This is a genomic window from Herbiconiux sp. (genome assembly GCF_023264895.1).
Lineage (GTDB): Bacteria > Actinomycetota > Actinomycetes > Actinomycetales > Microbacteriaceae > Herbiconiux.
On sequence record NZ_JAHFUY010000087.1, the window covers coordinates 1 to 18890 of the forward strand.

The following is an 18890-nucleotide window of genomic DNA, read 5'->3' on the forward strand; positions in this document are numbered from 1 at the left end:
CATCCGCGCCTTCACCCAGGGCGGCTTCGCCGACCTCCGCCAGGTGCACACCTGGAACAAGGGGTTCACCTCGAACCCCGCCAACGTGCGCTACGAGCAGCTGGCCGGCGAGATCGACCGCGCGGTGAAGTTCATGGTGGCGTGCGGCGCCGACTTCGAGGCGCTCAAGCGCACCGAGTTCTACACCAGCCACGAGGCGCTCCTGTTCGACTACGAGCGCCCCATGACCCGGATCGACTCGCGCACGGGCACGCCGTACAACACCTCGAGCCACTTCGTGTGGATCGGGGAGCGCACGCGCGACCTCGACGGTGCGCACGTCGACTTCCTCTCTCGGGTGCGCAACCCGATCGGCGTGAAGCTCGGCCCCACCACCTCGGCCGACGACATGCTGCGCCTCATCGACAAGCTCGACCCCGACCGTGAGCCGGGTCGCCTGACCTTCATCACGCGCATGGGCGCGGGCAAGATCCGGGATGCGCTGCCGCCGCTGCTCGAGGCCATCAAGGCCAGCGACGCACTGCCCCTGTGGGTCACCGACCCGATGCACGGCAACGGCCTCACCACGCCGACCGGCTACAAGACCCGTCGTTTCGACGACGTGGTCGACGAGGTGAAGGGCTTCTTCGAGGCGCACCGGGCCGCGGGAACGCACCCGGGCGGCATCCACGTGGAGCTCACGGGCGACGACGTGACCGAGTGCCTCGGCGGCTCGGAGCACATCGACGAGGCCACCCTCGCCACCCGCTACGAGAGCCTCTGCGACCCGCGCCTGAACCACATGCAGTCGCTCGAGCTCGCGTTCCTCGTGGCCGAGGAGCTCGTCGCCACCAGTGGCGGTCGCCCCTAAGCCCACCCCTCTCCCACGAGTGGTCAGAAAAGGCCCCAAGATCTCGATCTTGGGGCCTTTTCTGACCACTCGGGAGAGGGCGGCTAGAAGACGCTGAAGCTGATGGTGATGGAGGAGCCGCGGGGGACGGAGGCTCCGGCCTCGGGGTCTGTCGCGCTCACGCGGAAGGTGTCGGGGAAGGCGTCGGCGACCGCGTTGTACTGCAGTGAGAAGCCGAGGTCGACGAGCACGGGCTTGACCTCGCTCCAGAGCTTGCCGTTGAGGTCGCTCGGCACCGTCACGGGCTCCGGCCCGCGCGAGACGTTGAGCGTGACGCTGTCGCCCTCGACGATCGGCCCCTCCGGCAGGACGGCGTCGTAGACCTGGCCCTCGGGGTACTCGTCGTTGAAGTCCTGCGAGCCGTCGACACCCACGAGGCCGACCGCCGCAAGGGTCGCCTTCGCCTCGTCGAGGGTCTGCCCGATGACGCCGGGCACCGAGCCGAGCGAGACGTCGAGGTTGACGGGCTGACGCTCGCCGTACTCGGCCCCGAGGGCAGTCCCGTCGGCGCCCGCGGCGACCAGCACGATGCCAGCCTCCGCCTCATCGCTGAAGTACCTCGTGATCGTCCCCATAGTGAAGCCCGCATCGGTGACGGCGGCCTGGGCCGCCGCCTCGTCGAGTCCGGCGATCGCCGGCACGGGCAGCATGGCGGGGCCGATCGAGACGAGCACGGAGATGGCGGAGCCGTTCCGCACCGAGCTGCCGGCCGGGGGATCGGTGCCGATCACGGATCCGGCGGGCACGTCGAGGTTCGCGGTGTCGACCTTCGAGGCCTCGAGGTCGAGGGCCGCGAGGGTGGCGACAGCGTCGTCCGGCGCCATGGCCGCGACGTCGGGCACCGAGGTCATGGCACCGGGACCGGCGCCGAAGTACCAGCCGGTGCCACCGAGGAGGGCGGCGATCACGACCACGATGCCGAGGATCCAGAACCCGCGCTTGCGCCTCGTCGACGCCTTCTGCGCGAGCTTCGCCTGGGTGGCGGCCGCCGATCCGTGCGGGCCGGGGGCGGAGGGGCCGACGGCCCCCACGGGCCCACGGGCGCCGGGAGGGGCGGGCGGCAGGCCGGCCGCCGATCCATAGACCGTGGTCGAGGGCGTGGGGGAGCCCTGGTTGACGGCCGACATCGAGCCCGTGCGCCGGCGCTCCTCGAGCACCTGGGTCTGGGCGTGGTCGAGGTCGGCGTCGAAGCTGTCGGCCGGCAGCACGACAGTGCGCGAGGTGGCGGGGTTCTTGGCGCGCTTGCCCACGAGCTCGTGCTCGGCGGTGCGCAGGCGCTCGAGCATCTCGCGGGCGTCGGTGGGCCGCTCGTCCGGATCCTTCGCCGTGGCCCAGAGCACGAGGTCGTCGAGCTGCTCGGGCACCTCCGGGTTGGCGTGGCTCGGCGTGGGCATCTGGTCGTTGGCGTGCTGGAACGCGATGGCCATGGGCTGCTCGCCCACGTAGGGCTGAGCGCCCACGAGCATCTCGTAGAGCATGATGCCGGCGGCGTAGATGTCGCTCCGCGCATCCGCCGTTCCCCGGGTGAGGAGCTCGGGGGAGAGGTAGGCGATGGTGCCGAGCAGGGCCTGGCCGGTCGCGGTGTTGGCCGAGACGGCCCTGGCGAGCCCGAAGTCGCTGATCTTGATGCGCCCGTCGTCGGCCAGCAGCACGTTCTCGGGCTTGAGGTCGCGGTGCACGATGCCCGCCTTGTGCGCGGCGGCGAGCCCGCCGAGCACCGCATCCATCACGTCGACGGTCTGCTCGGTGGTGAGCTTGCCGTAGTCCTTCAGGAGGTCGCGGAGGGTGACGCCCGGCAGGTACTCCATCACGAGGTAGGCGATCTCGGCGTCCTGGCCCTGGTCGAAGACGTTGACGACGTTCGGATGCGCGAGGCGGGCCGCCGAGCGGGCCTCCTGCACGAAGCGCTCCTTGAAGGCGGCGTCGTCGGCGAGGTGGCCGTGCATGATCTTGATCGCGACCTGTCGCTCGAGCCGCAGGTCGGTGGCGAGGTAGACGGTCGCCATGCCGCCGCGGGCGACGCGCGACCGCACCTGATAGCGGCCGTCGATGAGACGGCCGATCATGGGGTCGGGAGGCGCGCTGGTCACACCCACGAGTCTAGGGAGCGGGCCATCCACTTCCCCGCATAGACACTGCGCGAGGGGGCGGAGTTCACGGGAATTCCTCTTTTCGGGGCGGAAGCCCCGTGCACCGGTCGACCGACGGTGCGGAAGCGTGGCACTCTGTATGCGTGACTGATCTGCCCGCCACCGAATGGCTGACCGTTCCCGACCTCGTCGACATGCTCGGCCTCACCCCGGCGAAGGTTCGCCGCCTCATCGAGGACAGGCACCTGGCCGCCACCCGCCGCGACGGCGTGCTGTCGGTGCCCGCCGTGTTCCTGCGCGACGGTGAGCCGCTCACCGAGCTCCGCGGCACCATCATCCTGCTGTCCGACCTGCGGTTCACGGATGACGAGATCGTCGAGTGGATGCTGACGCCGAACGACCTGCTCGACACGTCGCCCATCGAGGCGCTCCTGGCCGGCCGCAAGGCCGAGGTGCGGCGGATCGCCCAGGCGCTCTAGCTCCGGCTCTGGCTCTGGCTCAGCTCTAGCTCTCGCGGTTCGTGATGGTGCGGGCGAGTGAGGAGAGCTCCACCCGCGCCGTGTCGCCGAGGGGCGCGCGCTCGAGCTCCGAGAGCGCCGTGCGCACCCGGTCGGCGATCATGAGCTCGACCTCGGTGACGGCTCCGGTCTCGACCATCGTCTGCTGCATCATGCGGATCTGCTCGTCTCCGAGCTCCGGATCGCCGAGCAGCTCGTCGAAGATGCGCCGCGACGAGGGATCGAGGCGGGCACGGGTGAGAGCGACCAGCACGGTGCGCTTGCCCTCGCGCAGGTCGTCGCCCGAGGGCTTGCCCGTGCGCGCCGCGTCGCCGAACACGCCGAGCACGTCGTCGCGCAGCTGGAAGGCGATCCCGAGCGGGAGGCCGAAGCGGCGGAGGGCATCGAGCTGGTCGACGCCGGCGCCCCGCAGCGAGGCCCCGATCACGAGCGGCGCCTCCACGCTGTACTTGGCCGACTTGTAGACGATCACGCGCTCGGCGTGCTCGAGCGCCTGCTCGAAGTCGAGGCCGGCCCAGGCCCGCTCCTCCATGAGGTCGAGGTACTGACCGAGGGTCACCTCGGTGCGCATCATGTCGACGGCCTCCCGGGTGCCGAGCAGGGCGTCGAGCGCGGGCGCGCCGAGCACGGCGCGGGAGATGAGCTCGTCGCTCCACGCGAGGAGGAGGTCGCCGAGGAGGATGGCGCTGCCCTCGCCGAAGCTCCGGGCGGGCCCGTGCCAGTTCTCGTCGGCGTGCAGCGACTCGAAGCGCTTGTGCGCGGCGGGGAGCCCGCGACGGGTGTCGGAGTTGTCGATGATGTCGTCGTGCACGAGCGCGGCGGCGTGGAAGAGCTCGAGGCCGGCGCACAGATCGACGAGCGCGTCGAGCTCGCTCTCGCGTGGCACGGCCGAGGCGGAGTTCGCCGGTGAGACCGCTCGCCAGCCCCAGTAGCAGAACTGCGCGCGGAACCTCTTGCCGCCGCTGAGAAGATCCCGCGAGAACGTCGCGAACGGTGACAGCTCGGGGGCGATGCGCCGGAGAATGGAATCACGCGACACGAGGAATTCATTGATCCGAGTGTCGACGAGTTTGACTAGGCGCGGGCTTTCCATCACTCGCCTAGCCTAGCTAGACTGCGCGCACTACAATCGGCAGTGTCGCGCCGGTCCAGAGCCTGAGGTGAAACAAGGATGCCGCTTTCGGAGCAAGAACAGAGACTCCTCGATGAGATGGAGCGCAGTCTCTACCACAACGACGCCGACTTCGTGTCGGCGGTCAGCGGTGGTCGTGGACGGTTGAACTACGGTGCCCTCGTGGTGGGCATCCTGGTGGCCATCCTCGGCCTCGGTGTCGTCATCGCAGGCGTCATCTTCCGCCAACCGCTGATCGGCCTGGTGGGCTTCGTGGCGATGTTCGCGGGGGTGCTGATCGCCCTCCGCCGCTCCAAGCGCGCGGCCGGCAGCCCCGTCTCCCCGCCCTCCACCGGCAGCCCGGCGGGTTCCGGCCGCGGCACCGCGTCGAGCTCGAAGTCGGGCTTCATGGATCGCCTCAACGACCGCTGGGAGCGACGGGACGACGACCGGGGCCAGTAGCTCCCGAGCCCTCCACTCCGCTCCCCGAAAGAAGACCGGCCCACGGGCCGGTCTTTTTTCATGCTCGGAAACGCTCCCGGGGCGCCCAGATCGCTCCATTTCCCTCCACCCCTCACATCCGCGGAATTCTGCGGCTGCGGGGGGTTTTTTGCGTGTCATCAGCATCCAATGCATGAATTTGTGGTGCGTAGTGGAGTAAAGTGGAGGCATTGCCCACGAATCTGGCCGGAGAGTGAGGGAGGTGGATGTTCCTTGGCACCTACGAACCCAAGCTCGACGACAAGGGGCGCATCATCCTCCCGGCCAAGTTCCGTGACGAGCTCGCCGGCGGCGTCGTGATCACGCGCGGCCAGGAGAACTGCCTCTACGTGTTCTCCACCCGCGAGTTCGAAGACCTGCACGAGAAGATCCGGCAGGCACCCGTCACGAGCAAGCAGGCCCGCGACTATCTCCGCGTGTTCCTCTCCGGAGCGAGCGCCGAGACGCCCGACAAGCAGCACCGGGTCACCATTCCCGCCGCCCTCCGCGGCTACGCCAAGCTCGACCGCGACCTCGTGGTGATCGGTGCGGGCAGCCGCGCCGAGATCTGGGACGCCGAGGCGTGGAACGCCTACCTCGCCGCCCAGGAGGCGGCCTTCTCCGAGACCGACGAGGAGGTGATCCCCGGACTCTTCTGAGTCGCAGCCCCTGACTCCCAGCCGTTCATCCGCCCTGGCACACTTCCCCGGTGCCAGGTCGAACGCCCTGACACACTTCCCCGGTGCCAGGTCGGAATGGATGGGGATCAGGGGCTGCGAACCGGATCCGGATGCTCATGGCAGATGACAAGACACCAGCCGACAAGACACCCGCCGATCGCCACACCTCCGTGCTGCTCGAGCGCAGCCTCGAGCTGCTCGGCCCCGCCCTCGGGCGGCCGGGCGCCGTGCTCGTCGACTGCACGCTCGGCCTCGGCGGCCACTCCGAGGCCTTCCTCGATGCCTTCCCCGAGCTCCACCTCGTGGGCCTCGACCGCGACCCCAACGCGCTCCGGCTCGCCGGGCAGCGCCTCGAGCGGTTCGAGAGCCGCATCGACCTCGTGCACTGCGTCTACGACGAGATCGACGAGGCCCTCGAAGGCCTCGGCATCGACGGCGTCGACGGGATCCTCTTCGACCTCGGCGTCTCGTCGATGCAGCTCGACGAGGTCGACCGCGGGTTCTCCTACTCCAAGGACGCGCCCCTCGACATGCGGATGGACGACACGGCCGAGTTCACGGCCGCCGAGATCATCGCCACCTACTCCGAGGCCGACCTCCGCCGCATCTTCCGCGACTACGGCGAGGAGAAGCTCGCCGACCGCTATGCGCGGAAGATCGTCGAGGCCAGGAACGCGGGACCGATCATCCGCTCCGGTCACCTGGTCGACGTCATCCAGGCTGCGACCCCCGCGAAGTTCTCGAACCAGGGCCACCCCGCCAAGCGCGTGTTCCAGGCGCTCAGGATCGAGGTCAACGCCGAGCTGAGCGTGCTCGAGGACGCCCTGCCCAAGGCCATCGACGCGCTCGTCGTGGGCGGCCGCATCGTCGTGCTCGCCTTCCAGTCGCTCGAAGACCGGATCGTCAAGCGCGAACTGCAGAAGCGCGCCGTCTCCACCGCTCCCCGCGGCCTCCCGGTCGAACTGCCCGAGCACAGGCCGGAGCTCAAGCTCCTCGTTCGCGGCGCAGAGCTCGCCGACGAGGCCGAGCGCGAGCGCAACCCCCGTGCCATCCCCGTGCGCCTGCGCGCCGCCGAGAAGATCAGGAGCATCGCGTGACCACCACGGCCGGCGCCTACATGGCGCGCCCCCGCCCCACCCTCGGAGCGAACGCTCTGCAGTCGGCCTCCGCCGATGCCCTGCCGGGCCTTCTCCCCGGGCACGACCTCCCGGTCGCTCCGCGGATCGAGATCGTCCCGAGCCGCTCGCAGAAGCGGGCGCGGCCGAAGATCGCGTACGCCGCGGTCGTGGTGACGGGCGTGCTCGCGATCGTCGTGACCCAGCTCCTGCTCTCCGTCGGCCTCTCCGACGGCGCCTACGAGATCTCGTCGCTGCAGCAGCAGCAGAAGGAGCTCGACCGCACCAACCAGGTGCTCTCCGAGCAGTTCGACACGCTCTCCTCGCCCCAGAACCTCGCCGCGAGCGCCGCGGCGCTCGGCATGGTCGCCAACAGCACGCCGGTGTACCTCCGGCTGAGCGACGGCGCCGTGCTCGGCTCGCCCGCCGCGGCGGGCGCGAGCGCCATCGGCGGCTCCGAGATCCCGAACTCCCTGCTCACCCCGGCCGACGCGGCCGCTGCCGACGCTGCTGCTGCTGCTGCTGCTGCCGCCGCTGCCGCTGCCGCAGCGCCGACCGCAGCGCAGCCGACTTCGGAGGTCGCGAGCGCGCCTCCCGCAGCCCCGCAGTCCGCCGACGTACCGTGGCAGGGTGCACTGCCCTCCCCGACCACGCGCTAGCGCCTCGTGACCGCCGCCGTCTCCCGCAGCACCCGTCGCCGCGCGGCCTTCGCGGTCGCCCTCGTGGCGGCCGTGGTGATCGTCTTCATCGTGCGCCTGGTGTCCATCCAGATCGTGCAGGCCGACACCCTGAACGCGGCCTCGCTCGACAAGCTGTCGATGCAGAACCCGATCTACGGCCTCCGCGGTGACATCGTCGACAACGACGGCACCGTGCTCGCCACCACCGTCCTCCGCTACGACGTCACGGCGTCGCCGCGCTCGGTGACCGACTTCGAGCGCACGGGGGCCGACGGCAAGACCGTCGACGTCACCCCCACCCAGGCCGCCGCCGAGATCGCCGCGATCACGGGGCAGACGCCAGAGGCCGTCTACGGGGCGCTCACGGCTGACCCGTCGTCGAACTTCGCCTACGTGACCCAGGGCATCGACGTCGACGCGTTCCGTGCCATCCGCGATCTCGGCATCCCGTGGCTCTACTACGAGTCGAACCCCGTGCGCACCTACCCCAACGGCGCCGTGGGCGGCAGCGTGGTGGGCTTCACGGGTGCGCCGGGCGAGAACGGCCTCGAGGGACTCGCGGGGGTCGAGCAGCTCGACAACGAGTGCCTCGTGGGCACCGACGGCCTCGAGACCTACGAGCGCGGCGCCGACGGCGTCGCCATCCCGGGCACCACCGAGACCGCGGTCGAGGCGAAGCCGGGCGGCACCGCCGTGCTCACGATCGACAGCGACCTGCAGTTCTTCGCCCAGCAGACCCTCCTCGACCGCATCACCGAGGTGGGTGCCGAGTGGGGCACCGTGGTGGTCTCGGAGGTCAAGACGGGCAAGCTCCTGGCCGTGGCCGACTACCCGAGCGTCGACCCCAACAACGTCGACGCGACGGCGGAGTCGGATCGCGGGTCGAAGGCGTTCCAGGCGCCCTTCGAGCCCGGCTCGACCTTCAAGGCCCTCACCGCCGCCTCGGTGCTCGATGCGGGGCTCGCCACCACGCAGACCCAGGTCGTGGCGCCCTACATCTACACCGACGCCAACGGGGCCTCGACCCGCGACAGCTCCTTCCACGCCGATCCGCTCAACCTCACCTTCGCCGGGGTCATGCAGGAGTCCTCCAACACCGGCACCGCGATGCTCGGCGAGCTGCTGAGCTCCGAGCAGCGCTACGACTACATGGAGAAGTTCCACATGACCTCCCCGAGCGAGGTCGGCTTCCCGGCCGAGTCCGGCGGCATCCTCGCCCCGTGGGAGGAGTGGGACGACCAGACGAACCTCACCACGACGTTCGGCCAGGGCGTGTCGACGACGGCCGTGCAGATCGCGAGCCTCTACCAGACGCTCGGCAACCACGGCGTGCGCCTGCCCGTGCAGCTCGTGGAGGGCTGCCGCCAGGCCGACGGCACCATGACCGACACGGTGGAGCCAACGGGCGAGCAGATCGTCCCGGATGCGGTGGCCACGGATGTCGTGAACATGCTCGAGACGGTCGTCACGGGCGGCTACGCCAAGACGAGCCTCGAGATCCCGGGCTACCGGGTGGCCGCGAAGACCGGTACCGCGCAGATGAGCGACGGCAGCGGAGCCTACAGCTCGAGCTACATCACGTCGGTCGCCGGACTCGCTCCGGCGGAGGACCCGCAGTACGTCGTTTCGGTGTCGATCGCGAAGCCCGTTACCATTGACTCGGCTCTGGCCGCTGCGCCGGTCTTCCAGAAGATCATGTCGCAGGTCCTGAAGCAGAACCGGGTTCTGCCGTCCACGGTGCCCGCACCAGAGATGCCGACCACGTTTTGAGCAAGGAGTCCAGTGGCTGATCGCGGCTCTTCGGCACTCAGACCGGAGCATCCGATCGCGCGATCGCTCCCGCACCTGGTCGAGGAGTTCGGCTTCGCGCACCGCGGTGCTCCCGTGGCCGACGTCGTCAGCGGGATCACCCTCTCGTCGAAGGACGTCGTGCCGGGCGACCTCTACGTGGGGCTGAAGGGCGCCCGCTTCCACGGCGCCTCGTTCGCCGCCGCGGCGCGCGACGCCGGGGCCGTCGCCGTGCTCACCGACGACGAGGGCGCCGAGATCGCCCTCGACTCGGGCCTGCCCATCATCGTCACACCCGACCCGCGCCTCGCCCTCGGCGAGGTCGCCGCCTGGATCCACCGCACGCGGGAGGATCCGCCCACGATGTTCGGCGTCACGGGCACCAACGGCAAGACGAGCGTGGCCTACCTGCTCGAGGCCATCCTCCGCCAGCTCGGCATCGTGGCGGGCCTCAGCACCACGGCCGAGCGCCGGATCGGCGACGAGACGATCGTGGCGAAGCTCACGACGCCCGAGGCCACCGAGATCCACGCGATGCTCGCCCGCATGCGCGAGGCCGACGTGCGCTCGGTCGTGCTCGAGGTCTCGGCCCAGGCCATCACCCAGCACCGCGTCGACGGCATCGTCTTCGACGTCGTGGGCTTCACCAACCTCAGCCACGACCACCTCGACGACTACGAGACGATGGACGTCTACTTCGCGGCCAAGCGCGAGCTCTTCCAGCCCGATCGGGCCAAGCGCGGCGTCGTGATCGTCGACGGCGGCTGGGGCACCCGGCTCGTCGAGGAGTCCCGAATCCCGCTCACGACGATCAGCACCGCCGCCACGGCGGAGGGCACCGACACCGAGTGGAACCTCGTGATCGACGAGGAGACCCTCGACCGCACGACCTTCACCCTGCGCGGTCCCGACCACCGCGAGCTCACGACCTCGGTGCCGCTGGTCGGCAGCTACATGGCCGCCAACGCCGCCCTCGCGATCGTGATGCTGGTGGAGTCGGGCTTCGACCTCGACGCCATCGCGCACGCCCTCAACGAGCCCTACGACGGCGACGACCGCGATCTCGACCTCGAGCGCACCCCGGGCATCGACGTCTACATCCCGGGCCGCACCGAGAAGGTCTCCGGCGACCGCGGCCCCATCGTCTACATCGACTACGGCCACACCCCCGACGCGTTCGTCTCGGCCCTCGAGGCGCTCCGCCGGGTGGCGGAGGGCCGGATCGTCATGGTGTTCGGCGCCGACGGCGACCGCGACCCCTCCAAGCGCGAGGACATGGGCGCGATCGCCGCCCGCCTGGCCGACGCCGTCGTGATCACCGATTTCCACCCTCGCTACGAGGACGCGGCCTCGATCCGCCGCGTGCTCGTCGACGCCGCGAAGGCCGCCGTGCCCGAGCGCGAGGTGCACGAGGTGCCGGATCCCCGAGCGGCCTTCCGGCACGCCCTCACGATCGCCGGCGAGGGCGACGTCATCCTCTACGCCGGACCCGGCCACGAGGACTACCACGAGGTCGCGGGGGAGCGGATCCCGTATTCCGCCCGCGACGACGCGCGCAATGCGCTGCACGAACACGGATGGCTCTGACGACATGCTCGACCTCACACTGACCGAGATCGCCGAGGCCCTCCAGGGCGAACTCGTGATCACCGACGATGCCGCGCGCGCCGGCTGGACACCCGGGACCGTGGTGAACGGCACGGTCGACACCGACTCCCGCCTCGTCGGCACGGGCGACGTCTTCGTGGCCAAACGCGGCGAGTTCGACGACGGGCACCGGTTCGTCGAGGCGGCCGTGGCCGCCGGCGCCGCGCTCGTGGTGGTCGAGCACGCCTTCGCCGCCGCCGAGGGACAGGCTCTCGCCGTGCCGCAGGTGGTCGTCGCCGACTCCGTGCTCGCGCTCGGCGCCTTCGCGACCGAGGTCGTCGCACGCGTCCGCGCATCCGGAGACCTGAAGATCGTGGGGATCACCGGATCCAACGGCAAGACCACCACGAAGAACCTCCTGCGCGCCGTGCTCGAGCGCGTGGGCGAGACCGTCGCGCCGCGCGACTCGTTCAACAACGAGGTCGGCGCCCCGCTCACGATGCTCAAGCTCACGGCCAGGACCCGGTTCCTCGTGGCCGAGATGGGCGCGAGCGGCAAGGGCGAGATCACCCGCCTCATCCGCATGGCCAAGCCCGATGTGGGCGTCGTGCTCACCGTGGGACTCGCCCACGCCGGCGAGTTCGGTGGCATCGAGACCACCCTCGCCACGAAGACCGAGATGGTGCAGGATCTGGAGCCCGGCGACGTGGCCGTGCTCAACATCGACGACCCGCGCGTGGCCGGCATGGCGGAGAAGACGCGCGCCGAGGTGCTCTGGTTCGGCCTCTCGGACGCCGCAGCCGTGCGCGCGACCGAGATCGACGCCACGGCAGAGGGCACGACGTTCGTGCTGCACCTGCCGGACGGCTCGTCGAAGCCCGTGCGCTTCGCGGTGCTCGGCGAGCACCACGTCATGAACGCCCTCGCCGCCGCGGCCTCCGCACATGTGCTCGGTGTGCCGATCGACGAGATCGTCGCCGCCCTCGAGACCGTGACCCGCGCCGAGCGCTGGCGCATGGAGGTCATGGGCGGCAAGGACGGCGTGCGCGTGATCAACGACGCCTACAACGCGAGCCCCGACTCCATGGCGGCCGCCCTCAAGACCCTCGCGCTGATCGCGCGCCCCGAGCAGCGCACGATCGCCGTGCTCGGCGAGATGAGCGAGCTCGGCCCGTTCTCCGTCGAGGAGCACGACCGCATCGGGCGCATGATCGTGCGGTTCAACATCCACAAGCTGGTCGTGGTGGGGGAGGGCGCCCGCGCCATCCACCTCGCCGCCGAGCACGAGGGCTCGTGGGGCGGCGAGGCGATCTTCGTCGACACCGCCGACGAGGCCTTCGACCTCATCGAGGCCGACACCCGGGCCGACGACCTCATCCTCGTCAAGTCCTCCAACTCGGCGGGCCTGCGCTTCCTCGGCGACCGGATCGCCGAGGCCAACTCGATCGCCCAGCCCGACCAGACAGGAGGGGCGGCATCATGATCACCCTGCTTGCCTCCGCCTCGCTCTCGCTGGCGTTCACGCTCTTTTTGACCCCGGTCTTCATCCGCATGTTCAAGCGGTTCGCCTGGGGCCAGTTCATCAACGTCGACACCCCGGATGCGCACCACGTCAAGCGCGGAACGCCCACCATGGGCGGCATCGTCATCATCCTCGCGGTGCTCTTCGGCTACTTCGTGTCGGGGCTCGTGACGCAGGAGCTGCCCTCGGTGTCGGGCCTGCTCGTGCTCTTCCTCATGACGGGGCTCGGCGTGGTCGGCTTCATCGACGACTTCCTGAAGGTGCACAAGGAGCGCAGCCTCGGCCTCACGCCGTGGGCGAAGATCAGCGGCCAGGTGATCGTCGGCGTGGTCTTCGCGCTGCTCGCCATCCAGTTCCCGAACGCCCAGGGCGAGACCCCGGCCTCCACCCAGATCTCGTTCATCCGCGACCTCCCGTTCGACTTCCTCTCGTGGGGCGCCGTCGTCGGCGTGATCGCGTTCGTCGTGTGGATCTGCGTGATCGTCATGTCGACCTCCAACGGCGTGAACCTCACCGACGGCCTCGACGGCCTCGCGCCCGGCTCGTCGATCCTCGCCATCGGCTCGTTCGTGATCATCGGCTTCTGGCAGTTCAACCAGTCCTGCGCGAGTGTGACGCTCGACGCCGACGTGCTCGACAAGTGCTACGACGTGCGCGATCCGCTCGACCTCGCGGTCGTGGCCGCCACCGTCGTGGGCGCGCTGATCGGGTTCCTGTGGTGGAACACCAACCCCGCCAAGATCTTCCTCGGCGACACCGGCTCGCTCGCGCTCGGCGGCGCCCTCGCCGCTCTCGCGATCCTCGCCCGCACCGAGCTCCTGCTCATCCTGATCGGCGGCATCTTCGTGATCGTGGCCGGCCAGGTGGCCGTGCAGTTGACCTACTTCAAGCTCACCAAGGGCAAGCGCATCTGGCGGGCGAGCCCGCTGCACCACCACTTCGAGATGAAGGGCTGGGCCGAGGTCACGATCGTGGTGCGGTTCTGGATCATCGCCGGACTCTTCGTGGCGGGGGCCGTGGGCTCATTCTACCTCGAGTGGCTGTCGCGCTGATGACCGGGGCTCCTGTCGGGCGCGCGGATGCGCTCACCAGCTGGCACGCCGATTGGACCGGTCTCCGCGTGGCGGTGCTCGGCCTCGGCGTGACCGGGTTCTCGGTGGCCGACACCCTCACCGAGCTCGGTGCCCGCGTGCTCGTGGTCGCCGAGAAGGCGAAGCAGGAGTACATCGACCTCGTGCCCGTGATCGGCGCCGCGCTCGTGCAGGCGCCCGCGGGGGAGATCCCCGCCGAGCTCGAGGCCCACGAGCCCGAGCTCCTGGTGGTCTCGCCCGGCTACCACCCCGACGACCCGCTGCTGCTCTGGGCCGCCGAGCGCGGCATCCCGGTGTGGGGCGACGTGGAGCTCGCCTGGCGGGTGCGCGACAAGGTGGTCGACGCGGTCACCGGGCGGCCCGCCGAATGGATCGCCGTCACGGGCACCAACGGCAAGACCACCACCACCCAGCTCGCGGCCTCGATGCTGCTCGCGGGCGGTCACCGGGTGGCGCCGTGCGGCAACATCGGCATCCCCGTGCTCGACGCCATCCGCGACCCCGAGGGGTTCGACGTGCTCGTGGTGGAGCTCTCGAGCTACCAGCTGCACTCCACGTCGAGCATGTCGGCCCACTCGGCCGTGGTGCTCAACGTGGCCGAGGACCACATCGACTGGCACGGCTCGTTCGAGGCCTACGCCGCCGCCAAGGCCAGGGTCTACGACGCCGTGCAGGTGGCCTGCGTCTACAACAAGGCCGACGAGCTGACGATGCGCATGGTCGAGGAGGCCGAGGTCGTCGAGGGTGCGCGCGCCATCGGCTTCGGCCTCGGCGTGCCCGGTCCGAGCGACTTCGGTGTCGTCGAGGGGATCCTCGTCGACCGCGCCTTCCTCGACGAGCGACGCGACTCCGCCCTCGAGATCGCGACCGTGACCGAGCTCGCCGCCCGCGGGCTCGCCGCGCCGCACACGGTCGCCGACGTGCTGGCCGCCGCCGCGCTCGCGCGCGCCTACGGCGTCTCGATCGAGGCCATCCGGGCGGCGCTCGCCTCCTTCACCCTCGACCGGCACCGGATCGAGCACGTGGTCACGGCGGGCGGCATCACCTGGGTCGACGACTCCAAGGCCACCAATCCGCACGCCGCCGCCGCGTCGCTGAAGGCCTACCCCTCGATCGTGTGGATCGTGGGCGGGCTCCTCAAGGGCGTCGACGTCGATCCGTTCGTGCGCGACTCCCTCGCCGGCGCCCGTTCGCCCGTGCGGGCCGTCGTGGTGATCGGGGTCGACCGCGCGGAGCTCGGCGACGCCATCCGGCGACACGCCCCCGGGCTGCCGCTGTTCGAGGTCGACCACGCTGAGACTAGTGACGTGATGGCCGACGCGGTCGCCCTCGCAGCCGCCGTCGCCTCCAGCGGAGACGTGGTGCTGCTGGCTCCCGCCGCGGCCTCGATGGACCAGTTCACGGACTACGCGGATCGGGGAGACCGATTCGCGGCAGCCGTGCGGAAGCACGTGGGAGGCACTGACGGTGACGACGACCTCCCGGCCCCCGACCCGCAGGCCGGCCGCTAGAGCCGCCTCGGCCACGGCTGCCTCGGCCAGGACCATCTCGGACGGGGCGCACTCCGCCCGCATCTCGCTCGGCCAGGCGTTCACCGCCGAGTCGAGCAACTACTTCCTGCTGCTCGGCACCACGCTCTTCCTCGTGCTGCTCGGGCTCGTGATGGTGCTCTCGTCGAGCTCGATCGACTCCTACAACGGCAGCCAGGGCTTCTTCGGGGTGTTCTGGAAGCAGGGCATGTTCGCCCTCATCGGCATCCCGCTCATGCTCGTGATCTCCCGCCTGCCCCTCCGTGTCTTCAAGCGCTGGGCGTGGCTGGCGATCTTCGTGGCCGTCTGCGTGCAGCTGCTCGTCTTCACCCCCCTCGGCATCGAGGTGGGCGGCAACCTCAACTGGATCGGCATCGGCAGCGTCAACTTCCAGCCCTCCGAGCTCGTGAAGCTCGCCCTCGTGGTCTGGATGGGAGCGATCCTGGCGAAGAAGGAAGCGCTCCTCGGCAAGTTCGGTCACGTGGCCATCCCCATCCTGCCGGTGGCTGGCGGCGCCATCCTGCTCGTGCTCGTCGGCGGCGACCTCGGAACCGTCATGATCATGGCCGGCCTCGTCTTCGGCGCCCTCTTCTTCGCGGGCATCAAGCTCAGGATGCTCTTCCTCCCGATCATCGCGGCCGCGCTCATCGCCGTGGTCGTCGCGTTCTCCAGCGAGAGCCGCACCACGCGCATCATGTCGTTCCTCTCCGGCACCAACACCGACTACGAGGGCACCGACTGGCAGGCGCAGCACGGCGAGTGGGCGCTCGCGAGCGGCGGGGTGCTCGGCGTCGGTCTCGGGAACTCCCGGGCGAAGTGGTCGTGGCTGCCCGCGGCCGACAACGACTACATCTTCGCCATCATCGGCGAGGAGCTCGGGCTCGTGGGCGCGATCGTCGTGCTCATCCTCTTCGTGGCGCTCGCGATCGCGTTCGTGCGTATCATCCGCTCGACGAACGACATGTTCTCGCGTGTCGTGACCGGTGCCGTCATGGTGTGGCTGATCGGTCAGGCCTTCGTCAACATCGCCGTGGTGCTGGGTGTCCTCCCCGTGCTCGGCGTGCCGTTGCCGCTCATCTCCTCCGGCGGATCCGCTCTGCTCACGACGCTCGCCGCCATCGGCGTGGTGCTCGCCGTGGCGCGGGAGAACGCCACGTGACGACCTACCTCCTCGCGGGCGGCGGCACCGCCGGCCACGTGAACCCGCTGCTCGCGACCGCCGACGAGCTGCGCCGGCGCGATCCGTCGTGCACCGTGCTCGTGCTCGGCACCGCCGAGGGGCTCGAGGCGCGGCTGGTGCCGGCGCGCGGCTACGAGCTCCTGACCATTCCCAAGCTGCCGTTCCCGCGCCGGCCGAACGCGGCGGCGCTGCGCTTCCCGGGCGGGCTCCGCCGAACGATCGCCCAGGTGGCGCGCATCGTGCGCGAGCGCGGGGTCGACGTCGTGGTGGGCTTCGGCGGCTACGCCTCCGCGCCCGGCTACCTCGGAGCACGGAGGGCCCGCGTGCCGTTCGTCATCCACGAGGGCAATGCGATGCCGGGGCTCGCCAACCGGCTCGGCGCCCGCTTCTCGCCCTGGGTGGGCGTGACGTTCGCGAGCACGAAGCTCCCGCACGCGCGGCTCACCGGCATGCCGCTCCGCCGAGAGGTGACAGCCCTCGCCGACCCCGCCGTGCGCGCCGCGGCCGCGGGCGAGGCCCAGGAGCTCTTCGGGCTCGACCCGGCGCGGCCGACCCTGCTCGTGACGGGCGGCTCGCTCGGCGCGCGCCGCATCAACGCCGCCGTGCACGGCTCCGCCGGCGCCCTCGTGGGGGCCGGCTGGAACGTGCTGCACATCGCGGGGAACCGCGCCGAGGTCGCCGACCCCGGTGTCGCCGGCTACGTCTTCCTCGACTACTGCGACCGGATGGACCTCGCCCTGGCCGTCGCCTCCTTCGCGGTGTCGCGCGCCGGAGCCTCCACGCTCTCCGAGTTCGGCGCCATCGGACTCCCCTCGGTGCTCGTGCCCTACGCGGTCGGCAACGGGGAGCAGCGCTTCAACGCCCGCGACCTGCTCGACTCCGGCGGGGCCGTGCTCGTGGAGGACGCCTCGTTCACCGCGCAGAAGGTCGCCGAGGTGGTTCTGCCGATCCTGGCCGACCCGGCCCGGATCGAGACGATGGCGGTCGCGGCGCGCGGAGCGGGCATCCCGGACGGCGACGCCCGGCTCGCCGCCCTCGTCGACGAAGCGCTCGCGGGGCGTGCCTGAACGCTCACCGCTCCCGGTGCGCGTAACGTTGGAGGCGGCGGATCCCGATCCGCCCGACAGACCCGTCCCCGTTCCGAAAGTGCGTGAGCCCGTGATCAAGCCCGACCTCGACATCGAGATTCCCGAGACGCTCGGAGCCGTGCACTTCGTGGGCATCGGCGGAGCGGGCATGAGCGGCATCGCCCGCCTCTACGCCGCCTCCGGACTCACCGTCACGGGCTCGGACCGGAGCGATTCGAAGACGGCCGAGAAGCTCCGCGCGATCGGCATCCCCGTCTCCGTGGGGCACGACGCCGCGAACGTCGGCGAGGCCGACACCCTCGTGGTGACGAGCGCGCTGTGGCCCGACAACCCCGAGTACCTGCTCGCGAAGGAGCGGGGCCTCACCATCCTGCACCGCTCGCAGGCGCTCGCCTGGCTCACCAACCGCCGCCGGCTCATCGCGGTGGCCGGGGCGCACGGCAAGACCACCTCGACCGGCATGATCGTGACCGCCCTGCGCGAGCTCGACGCCGATCCGAGCTTCGTGAACGGCGGCGTGATCTCCGACCTCGGCACGAGCTCCGCACTCGGCGACGGCGAGCTGTTCGTGGTCGAGGCCGACGAGTCGGACGGCTCGTTCCTGCTCTACGACACCGCCGTGTCGCTCATCACGAACGTCGATCCCGACCACCTCGACCACTACGGCTCCGTCGAGGCCGTGGAGGACGCCTTCGTGCGGTTCGCCGACGCATCCTCCGAGCTCGTCGTCATCTCCTCCGACGACGCCGGGGCGCTGCGCGTCTCGGCCCGCCTCGCGCACCAGCGGGTGCTCACCTTCGGCGAGGCGGCCGACGCCGACTTCCGCGTGCACTCGGTGGTGACCGACGGGCCCGTGCGCTTCACGATCTCGCATCAGGGCATCGACCACCCGGCCGAGCTGCGGGTGCCCGGTCACCACAACGCCCTCAACGCCGCCGGTGCCGTGGCCGTGCTGGTCGGGCTCGGCTACGAGCCCGCCGCGGCCGTCGCCGCCGTGGGCGCGTTCGGCGGCACGGGCCGGCGCTTCGAGCTGCACGGCACCGTCGGCGGCGTGAGCGTCTACGACGACTACGCGCACCACCCCACCGAGGTCAACGCCGCCCTCACCGCGGCGCGCACCGTCGTGGGCGAGGGCCGCATCATCGCCGTGCACCAGCCGCACCTGTACAGCCGCACCCAGCTGATGGCGGGGGAGTTCGCCGAGACGCTCGAGCGCACCGCCGACTACACGATCGTGCTCGAGGTCTGCGGCGCGCGGGAGGACCCGATCCCGGGCGTCACCGGTGCCCTCGTCTCCGAGCGCTTCGGCGACCCCGACCACGTGGCCTACATCGACGACTGGCAGCGCGCCGCCGACCACCTCGCCGAGGTGGCCCGCCCGGGCGACTTCGTGGTGACCCTCGGCTGCGGCGACGTCAACCTCATCGTCCCGCAGCTGCTCGACTCGCTCGAGCGCACCCGTCCGGCCTCGGAGGCGGACGTCGCGGCCGGATGAAACGACCACCCGGCATCACCCCGCCCCCGGCGGCGCCCCCGCCGCCT

16 protein-coding genes are annotated in these 18890 nt (G+C 70.6%); 14 read left to right on the forward strand and 2 right to left on the reverse strand.

Annotation, left to right across the window (positions count from 1 at the left end; translation table 11 throughout):
- The coding region (locus Q0D57_RS15150) for a 3-deoxy-7-phosphoheptulonate synthase (RefSeq protein WP_291045557.1) at window positions 1-850 on the forward strand (850 nt) is incomplete at its 5' end.
- An 83-nt stretch (window positions 851-933) separates the two neighbouring features.
- Here Q0D57_RS15150 and pknB read toward each other — a convergent pair.
- Window positions 934-2955, reverse strand: coding sequence for a Stk1 family PASTA domain-containing Ser/Thr kinase (gene pknB, locus Q0D57_RS15155; RefSeq protein WP_291045588.1), 2022 nt, complete (start codon window positions 2953-2955; stop codon window positions 934-936).
- Window positions 2956-3122: 167 nt separating this feature from the next.
- On the opposite strand from pknB, the gene Q0D57_RS15160 reads away from it, so the two are divergent.
- Window positions 3123-3458, forward strand: coding sequence for an Rv2175c family DNA-binding protein (locus Q0D57_RS15160; protein WP_366518634.1), 336 nt, complete (start codon window positions 3123-3125; stop codon window positions 3456-3458).
- 25 nt (window positions 3459-3483) lie between these two features.
- On the opposite strand, the gene Q0D57_RS15165 is transcribed toward Q0D57_RS15160, so the two are convergent.
- Window positions 3484-4536, reverse strand: coding sequence for a polyprenyl synthetase family protein (locus tag Q0D57_RS15165; protein ID WP_291045559.1), 1053 nt, complete (start codon window positions 4534-4536; stop codon window positions 3484-3486).
- Between the two features lie 132 nt (window positions 4537-4668).
- On the opposite strand from Q0D57_RS15165, the gene Q0D57_RS15170 reads away from it, so the two are divergent.
- The 12 genes from Q0D57_RS15170 (at window position 4669) to murC (ending at window position 18843) form a co-directional block, all read left to right on the forward strand.
- The gene (locus Q0D57_RS15170) at window positions 4669-5070 is read left to right on the forward strand and encodes a DUF3040 domain-containing protein (protein WP_291045561.1); all 402 of its coding nucleotides are present in this window, start codon (window positions 4669-4671) and stop codon (window positions 5068-5070) included.
- Between the two features lie 245 nt (window positions 5071-5315).
- The gene (gene mraZ / locus Q0D57_RS15175) at window positions 5316-5747 is read left to right on the forward strand and encodes a division/cell wall cluster transcriptional repressor MraZ (RefSeq protein ID WP_291045563.1); all 432 of its coding nucleotides are present in this window, start codon (window positions 5316-5318) and stop codon (window positions 5745-5747) included.
- A gap of 137 nt (window positions 5748-5884) precedes the next feature.
- Window positions 5885-6865 carry a 16S rRNA (cytosine(1402)-N(4))-methyltransferase RsmH gene (rsmH, locus tag Q0D57_RS15180; protein ID WP_291045565.1) on the forward strand — a complete coding sequence of 327 codons (981 nt, stop codon included), beginning with the start codon at window positions 5885-5887 and terminating at the stop codon, window positions 6863-6865.
- Window positions 6862-7542 carry a hypothetical protein gene (locus Q0D57_RS15185; RefSeq protein WP_291045567.1) on the forward strand — a complete coding sequence of 227 codons (681 nt, stop codon included), beginning with the start codon at window positions 6862-6864 and terminating at the stop codon, window positions 7540-7542. The genes rsmH and Q0D57_RS15185 overlap by 4 nt, the downstream gene beginning before the upstream one ends.
- 6 nt (window positions 7543-7548) lie before the next feature.
- Window positions 7549-9333, forward strand: coding sequence for a penicillin-binding protein 2 (locus tag Q0D57_RS15190; protein WP_291045569.1), 1785 nt, complete (start codon window positions 7549-7551; stop codon window positions 9331-9333).
- A gap of 12 nt (window positions 9334-9345) precedes the next feature.
- Window positions 9346-10938: a UDP-N-acetylmuramoyl-L-alanyl-D-glutamate--2,6-diaminopimelate ligase gene (locus Q0D57_RS15195; RefSeq protein ID WP_291045572.1), complete on the forward strand. Its 1593-nt coding sequence runs from the start codon at window positions 9346-9348 to the stop codon at window positions 10936-10938.
- Between the two features lie 4 nt (window positions 10939-10942).
- Window positions 10943-12421 carry a UDP-N-acetylmuramoyl-tripeptide--D-alanyl-D-alanine ligase gene (gene murF, locus Q0D57_RS15200; protein ID WP_291045574.1) on the forward strand — a complete coding sequence of 493 codons (1479 nt, stop codon included), beginning with the start codon at window positions 10943-10945 and terminating at the stop codon, window positions 12419-12421.
- On the forward strand, window positions 12418-13512 hold the full coding sequence (gene mraY / locus Q0D57_RS15205) for a phospho-N-acetylmuramoyl-pentapeptide-transferase (RefSeq protein WP_291045576.1): 1095 nt from the start codon (window positions 12418-12420) through the stop codon (window positions 13510-13512). The genes murF and mraY overlap by 4 nt, the downstream gene beginning before the upstream one ends.
- Window positions 13512-15062 (forward strand): UDP-N-acetylmuramoyl-L-alanine--D-glutamate ligase, encoded by a 1551-nt coding sequence (gene murD, locus Q0D57_RS15210; RefSeq protein ID WP_291045578.1) that lies wholly within the window; start codon window positions 13512-13514, stop codon window positions 15060-15062. Before mraY ends, murD begins: the two co-directional genes overlap by 1 nt.
- The gene (gene ftsW / locus Q0D57_RS15215) at window positions 15019-16239 is read left to right on the forward strand and encodes a putative lipid II flippase FtsW (RefSeq protein WP_291045582.1); all 1221 of its coding nucleotides are present in this window, start codon (window positions 15019-15021) and stop codon (window positions 16237-16239) included. Before murD ends, ftsW begins: the two co-directional genes overlap by 44 nt.
- Window positions 16236-17327, forward strand: a complete 1092-nt coding sequence (locus Q0D57_RS15220; protein WP_291045584.1) for a UDP-N-acetylglucosamine--N-acetylmuramyl-(pentapeptide) pyrophosphoryl-undecaprenol N-acetylglucosamine transferase — start codon at window positions 16236-16238, stop codon at window positions 17325-17327. Before ftsW ends, Q0D57_RS15220 begins: the two co-directional genes overlap by 4 nt.
- A gap of 91 nt (window positions 17328-17418) precedes the next feature.
- A complete protein-coding gene (gene murC, locus Q0D57_RS15225) occupies window positions 17419-18843 on the forward strand; it encodes a UDP-N-acetylmuramate--L-alanine ligase (protein WP_291045586.1) in 1425 nt (474 codons plus the stop codon).
- Window positions 18844-18890: the final 47 nt, after the last annotated feature.

What these genes read in the sequence shown, in the direction of transcription:
- pknB (WP_291045588.1), bottom strand. Translation starts at nt 2,955, where the DNA reads ATGATCGGCCGTCTCATCGACGGCCGCTATCAGGTGCGGTCGCGCGTC.
- mraY (WP_291045576.1), top strand. Translation starts at nt 12,418, where the DNA reads ATGATCACCCTGCTTGCCTCCGCCTCGCTCTCGCTGGCGTTCACGCTC.
- rsmH (WP_291045565.1), top strand. Translation starts at nt 5,885, where the DNA reads ATGGCAGATGACAAGACACCAGCCGACAAGACACCCGCCGATCGCCAC.
- murF (WP_291045574.1), top strand. Translation starts at nt 10,943, where the DNA reads ATGCTCGACCTCACACTGACCGAGATCGCCGAGGCCCTCCAGGGCGAA.
- Q0D57_RS15170 (WP_291045561.1), top strand. Translation starts at nt 4,669, where the DNA reads ATGCCGCTTTCGGAGCAAGAACAGAGACTCCTCGATGAGATGGAGCGC.
- mraZ (WP_291045563.1), top strand. Translation starts at nt 5,316, where the DNA reads ATGTTCCTTGGCACCTACGAACCCAAGCTCGACGACAAGGGGCGCATC.
- murD (WP_291045578.1), top strand. Translation starts at nt 13,512, where the DNA reads ATGACCGGGGCTCCTGTCGGGCGCGCGGATGCGCTCACCAGCTGGCAC.